Origin of the sequence: Streptomyces xantholiticus, from assembly GCF_014651015.1 — a bacterium.
GTDB classification, from domain to species: Bacteria; Actinomycetota; Actinomycetes; order Streptomycetales; family Streptomycetaceae; genus Streptomyces; species Streptomyces xantholiticus.
In genome coordinates this window covers 211,314-219,900 of record NZ_BMWB01000009.1, presented here as the reverse complement: position 1 = coordinate 219,900, position 8,587 = coordinate 211,314, and the positions used below count along the sequence as shown (strand labels likewise).

3 protein-coding genes are annotated in these 8,587 nt (G+C 70.8%); all 3 read right to left on the bottom strand.

The window, feature by feature from the left end:
* A partial coding sequence (locus tag IE198_RS16905) for a FlgD immunoglobulin-like domain containing protein (RefSeq protein ID WP_189887266.1) occupies positions 1-2,449 on the bottom strand: 2,449 nt, incomplete at its 3' end.
* Positions 2,450-2,642: 193 nt separating this feature from the next.
* Entirely contained in the window at positions 2,643-6,080 is a 3,438-nt protein-coding gene (locus tag IE198_RS16900) for a FlgD immunoglobulin-like domain containing protein (protein WP_189887265.1), read from the bottom strand.
* Between the two features lie 224 nt (positions 6,081-6,304).
* Entirely contained in the window at positions 6,305-8,428 is a 2,124-nt protein-coding gene (locus tag IE198_RS16895) for a DEAD/DEAH box helicase (RefSeq protein WP_189887264.1), read from the bottom strand.
* Positions 8,429-8,587 lie beyond the last annotated feature (159 nt).

The following is an 8,587-nucleotide window of genomic DNA, read 5'->3' as shown; positions in this document are numbered from 1 at the left end:
GCACACCCAGACCCGTGCGCGTGTCCATCAACCGCGTCGGCTGCACCGGCTGGAACGTGCCGGTGACGGCCTCGGTCCCACCGGTGACCTTGAACGTGCCGGAGCCGGTCGCCGCCGGCCCCGTGCCGTCCGCCGGTAGCGCCTTCAGGGTCCAGCTGTACGTGCCGTCGACGACGGTCTTGCCGTCCGTGTCCCTGCCGTCCCAGTTCACCCGAACGGGTCCCCGGGTCTGACCGCCGAGCACGCTGTGCACGGCGGTGCCCGCCTTGTCGTGCACCGTCAGCCGCCAGGAGGAGGCGGGCCGGGAGACCTGCCACTGCGCCGCCCAACCGGCACCGCCGGCCAGGTCGACGGCCGTCGGAACGCCGACCGGCAGGGCCGCCAGGTCGGAGGGCGCCACACCGCCGGGGATGACGTGGCCCTGGAACTCGTCGTCCATGTACGCGATACCGCCACCGAAGCGGTCGACGGTCCAGGAGTACCGAATGGTGGCGTGCCCGCCGTTCCACCCGGGCCGCACCCCCATGTCACGGGTCTCGGCGGTGCCGTCCTGGAACGCGGTGAGCGCGAAGTTGCCGGGGACCGTCACGAAGTAGCCGTCGCCCAACAGGCCCCGGCCGTCCGGCAGCGCCACCTTGGTGCCGTTGTCCCGGTCGATCGCGCCCGAGGACCTGAAGTACGGGCAGGACCAGGAGAGCCAGCGGCCCGCCGTCTGCAGCTCGACCGGTACGCAGCTCGCACCGGTCTGCAGCGTGCCCGTCCTCGTCCCGGTGCGAAGGTCGGTCAGTTCCACCTCACCGGCCGTACCCGTCGCGGTGTACAGGGTGCTGCCCCAGATCGACGCCGCCGTACGGGGCCTGGTCAGGACGACGCCGGAGCCGGAGGGCGCGTCGAAGTCGGCGACGATCAGCTTCCCCTCCGCGTCGGGCTGGCCGACCGACACAGCACCGCTCACGAAGGCCGCGTACCGGCCGAAGACATCGACGATCTCACCGCCCGCCACACCCGTGTTCACGCGCGAGACCTTGTCCGTGGCGCCACGGGCGACGAGCTCGGCGGTTACCGTCCCCGTCGCGTTCGAACGGACCTCGTAGACGGCGCGTCCGTCACCGGAGGCGAAAACGGAATCGCATGCGATCTCGCCGCAGCTCGTGTTGTTGTAGCGGCTCGTCTCTCGGCCGAGCCACTCGGCCTTGCCGGCGGTGGTGGGCGACGTCAGCGGGGCGAGGTCACGGCGGTAGAAACCGGACGTCTCCCTGGCGCCGTTCTCCTCGATCGTGGTCACCGACCCGCCGGCCACGGCAATCGCGTCGACCTCGGCCGTCATCGGTTCGATGTGGTCCAGCTTCCGCAGCAGCGGTGCGCCGTTCTCGACCGTGACCCGGTGGACGAACCAGGCGTCGGACGACTCGCCGCCGATCGCGACCGCCCCACCGCCGGGGAACTGCTCGGTCTCGCGGTCCGCGTTCTCCAGCAGGACCTTGCGCTGCGCGCCGTCCACGGAGATCGCGACGAGGCTCCTTCCGAACGGAGCGGTCGTGCCGTCCTTCTCCGTCGCCATCAGCCAGTCGTCGTCGAGCAGGGCGAACTGCTCGAACTCGAGGTCCTCGGGGAACGGAACGGTCCGCTCGGCACCGCCGAGGTCGGCCCGGTCCCGGATGTGGACGCTGCGGTCTCGGTAGTCCCACCATGCGATCCGCTCGGGGTCCAGGACGGCGCGCGACGAGGCCTTGGCCTCGAAGGAGTGCAGCGCGCCGGTCGCCAGGTCGATGACGCCCAGCCTGTCCGCCTCGTCGTGCTCCTCCGGCGTGGTGTTGAAACCGACCACGACGGACCGGTGGTCGCCGCCGACGACCCGGGCGCCCTTGAGGTCGCTGTCCGTGGGCCAGCCCTCGACCGGCGTGCGGACGGTCGAGCCGTCCTCCCGCGGGCTCAACAGGTACCAGCCCGTGACCTGCGGGAACTCCTCGCCCTCGGGGTTCTCGACGAGTACGGTGGAGCCGAAGACACCCCGGTTGGTGTCGCCGCTCGGGACCTCGACGCGTGTCACCTCGCCGGTGGCCATGTTCTTGAGGTCGACGTTCTCGCTGCTGCCGCCCACACCGCCGAAGGCGACGACGTCCGACCCCTCACCAGCGGAGCCGAGAGCACCGCTACCCGGCCCCCTGCCCCCTCCGACGCCCACGAGCTCGGTGCTCTTGCCGGTCTCGTACGCCGTCCACACCGACGCGTCACCGCTGACGCTGCTGTGGCGCTCGGACCCGTGGAGGTAGCCGGTCGGTCCGAGGTTGTAGATCTCCTCCTCACGGGGCTGCTTGCGCGACGTGGGCGCGAAGTCCACCTGTCCCGCAACGGGTTCGGCGGTTGTGGCCGCGACAGCAGGGACCGTGAGGGGCCCGAGTCCGGCGAGCAGAGCGAAGGCCGCCGTGACGGACACGGCATGACGCATGGATGGGCGTCTGTGCACCCGGTTCCTCCCCAAGGCAGAGCTGGGAAGCGGAGCAGCATCACCCGACGGCTGTCTCCCGGCCAGATCCCCCCGGCCCCTCCCTCAGCACAAGTAGGCGGATCCTAGCAACAGGGCCCGCACGCCACCGAGGTGTCGTACGGGCCCTGCGCCCCGGATGTGCTCGACCTCCGGATCAGCCGGTGTAGTACCCGGCGACATCGGCGACGAGATTCACCGAGCCGGCGTTGTTGTAGAAGCTGACCTTGCCGTTCACCACCGGCACCACCACCAGGTTCGGAGCGGTCTGGCCCGCCACCAGGTTCAGGTTCGACGCACTGGTGCGGGTCGTGCCGTTCGGGTACACGGAGACGTAGGTCGTCCCCGTGACCGTCGTCCCCGTGACGTTCATGACCACGGCCGTGACCCCGGTCGCCGGCACGCCGTTCCTGCCGGTCACCTGGAGCGTGACCGTCTGACCTGCGCCCACCTTCGCCTGCGGCACACCCAGGCCCGTCCGCGTGTCCATGAACCGCGTCGGCGTCAGCGGCCTGTACTCGGAGCCGTCGCCGGCCGAGGTGAAGTAGCCCGCCACATCCGCGATCAGGTTCACCGAACCGGCGTTGTTGTAGAACGACACCTTCCCGTTCACCACCGGCACCACCACCAGGTTCGGGGCCGTCTGGCCCGCCACCAGGTTCAGGCTGGAAGCACTCGTGCGGGTCGTCCCGTTCGGGTACGCCGAGACGTAGGTCGTCGCCGTCGCCGTCGTGCCCGTCACGTTCATCACGACCCCGGTGACCCCGCTCGCGGGCAGACCGTGCTTGCCGGTCACCTGGAGCGTGACCGTCTGACCGGCACCGACCTTCGCCTGCGGCACACCCAGGCCCGTCCGCGTGTCCATGAACCGCGTCGGCGTCACCGGCTCGTAGGTGGAACCGGAGCCCTCCGCCGTGAAGTACCCGGCGACATCCGCGATCAGGTTCACCGAGCCGGCGTTGTTGTAGAAGGACACCTTCCCGTTCACCACCGGCACCACGACCAGGTTGGGACGGGTCTCACCGGCCGTCACGTTCAGGTTCGACGCGCTGGTCCGCTGCGTGCCGTTCGGATACACCGAGACGTAGGTCGTCCCCGTCACCGTCGTCGCCGTCACATTCATCACGACCGCCGTCACACCGGAGGCCGGGATGCCGCTCCTGCCGGTGACCTGGAGCGTCACCGTCTGGCCCGCTCCGACCTTCGCCTTGGGCACACCCAGGCCCGTCCGCGTGTCCATCGACCGCGTCGGCGTCACCGGCTCGTACGTGCCGGCGCCCACCTCCAGGGCCATGCTGCCCTTCAGCTCCAACTCGGGTCCGGCGCCGTCGGCCGGTGCGGCCTTCAGCGTCCAGTGGTACGTACCGGGGTCCGCGATCCGGCCCTCGGCGTCCTTGCCGTCCCACGCGGCGGCGATCACTCCACGGGCCTCGCCGCCCTGCACCGTACGCACCGGGCCGCCGGCCGGGTCCGTGATCTCCAACTGCCAGGAAGCGGCCGGCTTGGAGAGCCACCAGCGCGGTGTCCACGGGGACTTGCCACCGTCCGTGGCCTGCGCGACGGGTACGTCGGCGTCGATACGCGCCAGGGGTGAGGCCGGCACACCGAGGTCGACGACCCTGACATCACCGGCGGCGTTCTCCTGGTAGGCGAGACGGCCGGTGGCGGTGTCGACCGCGTAAGGGCCTGTCTCATGGTTGAACTCGCTGAGCTGATAGGTCCCCTTGGCCACGGGCTCGCTGCCGCGGACGTCGGTGACCGTCACCTCGGATCCGTCACCCTGCACCACATATCCGTCGCCGAGGTCGGAGAACGGCTCCGTGTAGGTGCGGTTGGTGTTCGTGTCGAGGTCGAAGACGCCGCCCCTGGCAGGCAGTCCGGCACAGTTCCAGCTCAGCCAGTGCGCCGTCACCTTGATGGCCTCGGCCCTGCAGCCGCTCTTCAGGTCCACGGTGCGCTTCGCGGCGCCGGTGCGGACGTCGTAGCCGACGACGGTGCCGTTGACCTTGCCCGCGGCCCAGAGGGTGTCGCCGTACAGGTCAACGTCCTGGGGGTCGTAGCCGACGGGAAAGGTACCCAGCCGCTTGCCCGTGTCGAGGTCGACGGCGGTGGAGGGCACATAGGTGTCGTAATCGGGCCCGGTGAATCCTGAACCGACGGCGTAGCGGCCGGACACGTCCGTCACCTGGAAGCTCTCGAAGCCCGGGGCGAGATCGACGCCGTCGGTGCCGTCGGGCGCGACCACCAGCGGCTTGCCCGCGCTCCCCGGCGCGGGCTGAACGACCGTCCGCCCGTCACCCGTGGCGAAGACCTCCGGGCAACCGCTGGACTCCGTGCACTCGTCGAGCGCGACGCCGAAGTCTCCGCGCTCCTTCGTCGCGCCCGCACTCAGCGCGCCCGTCACCGACACCGACCGCGAGAGGAACGAGTTGCTCTCGTCCGGCATGCGCTCCAGCGATTCGAGCTGCCCGTGGCTGAAGCCGAACCGCCGTGGCTTCGAGGTGAGCGGGGCGACGTCCACCAGCTCGGCGTCCGTCGTCCCCGCACCCTCGGGCCGGATGCGCTGGAGGCCCAGGTCGCCGGCGGACGAACCGGCGACGATCAGCAGACCGCCGTCGGGCGCCGCCAGCGCGTGCTTGCGGCCGTACGCGAAGAGGGTGGTCTCCTCCCCTCCCGCCTTGGGAAGGGAGACGACGCGGTACGGGGCCGAGCCGCCCTCGCCCGTGAGCCGCGCGACGATCAGCCGCTCTCCGACGACGCCGAGGAGGACATCGCCGTCGTTGTGGGGAAGCTCGGTCGTCGAGGTCAGTGTGAGCGGGCCGGACGAGCCGGCCTCGCCCTTCGCGTAGAACCGGACCTTGCCGTCCTTCGTCCACTCGACGACCTCGGTCGGGGTGTGGACGAAGTTGACGGTCTCGGCGGTCACGTCGGTGGGCACGGGCCGTGCCTGCCCCGAGGTCAGGTCGATCCAGACCGGGCGGGAGACGCCGTTCACCACATACCGGGTGAGTGCGCCGTCGGCGTCACCGGCCGCCGCCCTGGCGGGCCGGGCGGAACCCTCCGGCCAGCCGGTCACCAGGGTGTCCTGCACCGAGCCGTTCACCAGTCGGAGCACGTGCCACTCGTTGGGCGCTTCCAGGCTGCTTCGGGTGTAGGTGACCACCTTGTCGCCGAAGGTGCCGACGTAACGGTGCTGGTCCGGGATGGTGAGATAGCGGTTCGTTCCTGCGGTGACGTCCCACAGCCGGACATCGCCGTAGATGCTGGGCCCGTCGAAGTCGAGCGCCGCGACGATGTCGGAGCCGGCGCCGTGGACACCGCCGGCCTCCGGGCCTTCCTGGTCGTTGACGACCGGGGTGGTCCTACCGTCCCAGGTGGTCCAGAACTGTCCGGCGCCCTGCTCGTAGCGCAGATAGCCGTTCGGGCCGGCGGCGAGCGGGACGACGTCGCGCGGCTGCGCCGCGGCTGCCGCCGGGAGGACGATGCTGTCGCCGTCGGCGGCTGCCGCCACGGGTGCGAGTGGGCCGATGCCTGCGAAGAGCGCCGTCGCGGCGACGGCGGCGATGGAATGGCGTAGGAGAGCGCTGCGAGGCACTCGGGTCCTCCCCTGGATGCTCAGAGAAACACAGGGGATCAACGGTGCCTGTGACGACAGATGCGTCTGAAACGGCCCCCCGGCCGTGCCCCCCCCGTGCAAGTGGGGAGACTTTAACAGGAGCCACACAGGCGATGGAAGGTCGTTTCGAACTCGTTCAACGCAACAGGGCCCGTACGCCACCGAAGTGTCGTACGGGCCCTGTTTCAACAGGTCACACGGCGTCAGCCGTTGCGCTTCCAGCGCGGCTTGTCGTCGCGGCGGCCGCCGCCGAACGAGCCGGAGCCGGCGCCACCGCGGTGGTCGTCACGGCGGCCGGACGGGCGGTCGTGGCGGTCGCCACCGGAGCGGAAGCCGCCCGAGGGACGGTCGTCGCGGCGGTCGCGGTTGAAGGGGCGGTCGCTGCCGCGGTGACCGGCCGGACGCTCGTCACGGCGCTCGAACGGACGGCCGCCACGGTCGTCACGGCGCTCGAAGGAACGGCCACCACGGTCGTCACGGCGCTCGTCGCGACGGAAGCCGCCGCCCGAGGGGCGCTCGTCGCGACGGAAGCCGCCGCCCGAGGGGCGCTCGTCGCGACGGAAGCCGCCCGAGGGGCGGTCGTCACGGCGGAAGCCACCGCGGTCGCCACCGCGGTCACGGTCGTCACGGCGGTCGTCACGGCGGAAACCACCGCGGTCGTCACGACGCTCGAAGGAACGACCACCACGGTCGTCGCGGCGCTCGTCACGGCGGAAGCCGCCCGAGGGGCGGTCGTCACGACGCTCGAACGAACGACCACCACGATCGTCACGACGGTCACGGCGGTCGAAGTTGCCACGGTCGTCACGGCGGTCGTCACGGGATTCGCGCACCGGCTCGGCCTGGGCCAGGACCGCCGCGAGTTCGGCCTCCGCGGCCTCGGTCACCTCGGCGACCGCGGCCTCCGGGTCCTCGCCGCGCTCGCGGGCGGCGCGGGCGACCAGGCGGTCGGCCTCCTCGCGCAGCTCGGTCGCCCGGCGCTGGATGCGCTCGAGCTGGCGGGTCAGTTCGACGACCTCGCGCTCGGCCTGCTTGGCCGCGTTGTTCGCCGAGTCGGCCTGGACCTCGGTCAGCGAACGGGCGCCGGTGATCTCGGCGACCTCGGGGTCGAACGCGCCCGCTCCGCCGACGATGTGACGCGAGGCGTCGACGCCCGCGTCCTCCATCAGCCGGAAGATCTGGCGGCGCTGGTGCGGCAGCGACAGCGAGACGACGACGCCGGACCTGCCGGCACGGGCCGTGCGGCCGGAGCGGTGCAGGTAGTCCTTGTGGTCACCGGCCGGGTCCACGTTCAGGACCAGGTCGATGCCGTCGACGTGGATGCCGCGGGCGGCGACATCGGTCGCGACGAGCGCGTTGACGTAGCCGTCCTTGAAGTCGGCCAGCGTGCGGGTGCGCGCCCCCTGGGTCATGCCGCCGTGCAGCGCGTCCGCCTTCACGCCCGACTCGCGCAGCTGCTCCGCGATGCGGTCGGCGCCGAGCTGGGTGCGGACGAAGATGATCGTGCGGCCCTTGCGGGCGGCGATGGCGGCCGTCACCGGCGCCTTGTCCTTGGGCTTCACGACGAGCACGTGGTGGCTCATGGTCGTGACGTTGCCCTGGGCGCTGTCGACCTCGTGGCTGACCGGGTCGGTCAGGTAGCGCTTGACCAGGGTGGAGATCTCGTTCTCCATGGTGGCGGAGAAGAGCATCCGCTGGCCGCCGGCCGGGATCTGGTCGAGCAGTTCGGTGACCTCGGGCAGGAAGCCCAGGTCGGACATCTGGTCGGCCTCGTCGAGGACGGCGACCTGGACGGCCTCGAGGGAGCAGGCACCGCGGTTGATGATGTCGCGCAGGCGGCCCGGGGTGGCGACGAGGACGTCGACGCCACGCTCGAGTGCGTAGATCTGGTTGCCCATGGACGTGCCGCCGCAGACGACCTTCATCTTGAGGCCGAGCACGTCGCCGTAGGGCTGCAGCGCGTCCGCGACCTGCATTGCGAGCTCACGGGTCGGGGTGAGGATGACCGCGCGGGGCTTCTTCTTCTCGGTGTGGCCGCCGGCCAGCGTGGCCAGGGTCGGCAGACCGAAGGAGAGGGTCTTGCCGGAGCCGGTGCGGCCACGGCCGAGGATGTCCTTGCCGGCCAGGGCGTCCGGGATGGTCGCGGCCTGGATCGGGAAGGGCGTGGTCACGCCGTTCTGTGCGAGCTTGCGCACGACGCCCTCGGGGAGGCCGAGCTCCGCGAAGGTGACCTGGGGCTCTTCCGGAGCCTCTGCGGCCGCTACGGCCGTCTCGACAATCTCGTCGTTGTCGGGCATGACGGCGTGATCAGTGCTGAAAGTGGACATGCGAAATGCGAAACCTTCCGGAGTCTCGGCACGCGCCCAAACTCCGTGAATTCGCAAATCGACCGCCTCTATGCGGTCAGCCACGGTCAGGGAGAGTACGCGCCACGCGGCGCTCTTCTGTTTCGGCGCCGGGCAATGGGATCAAACGATCTACCACCA

Coding starts and splice junctions, on each gene's coding strand:
- IE198_RS16895 (WP_189887264.1), bottom strand. CDS start 8,428: ATGTCCACTTTCAGCACTGATCACGCCGTCATGCCCGACAACGACGAG.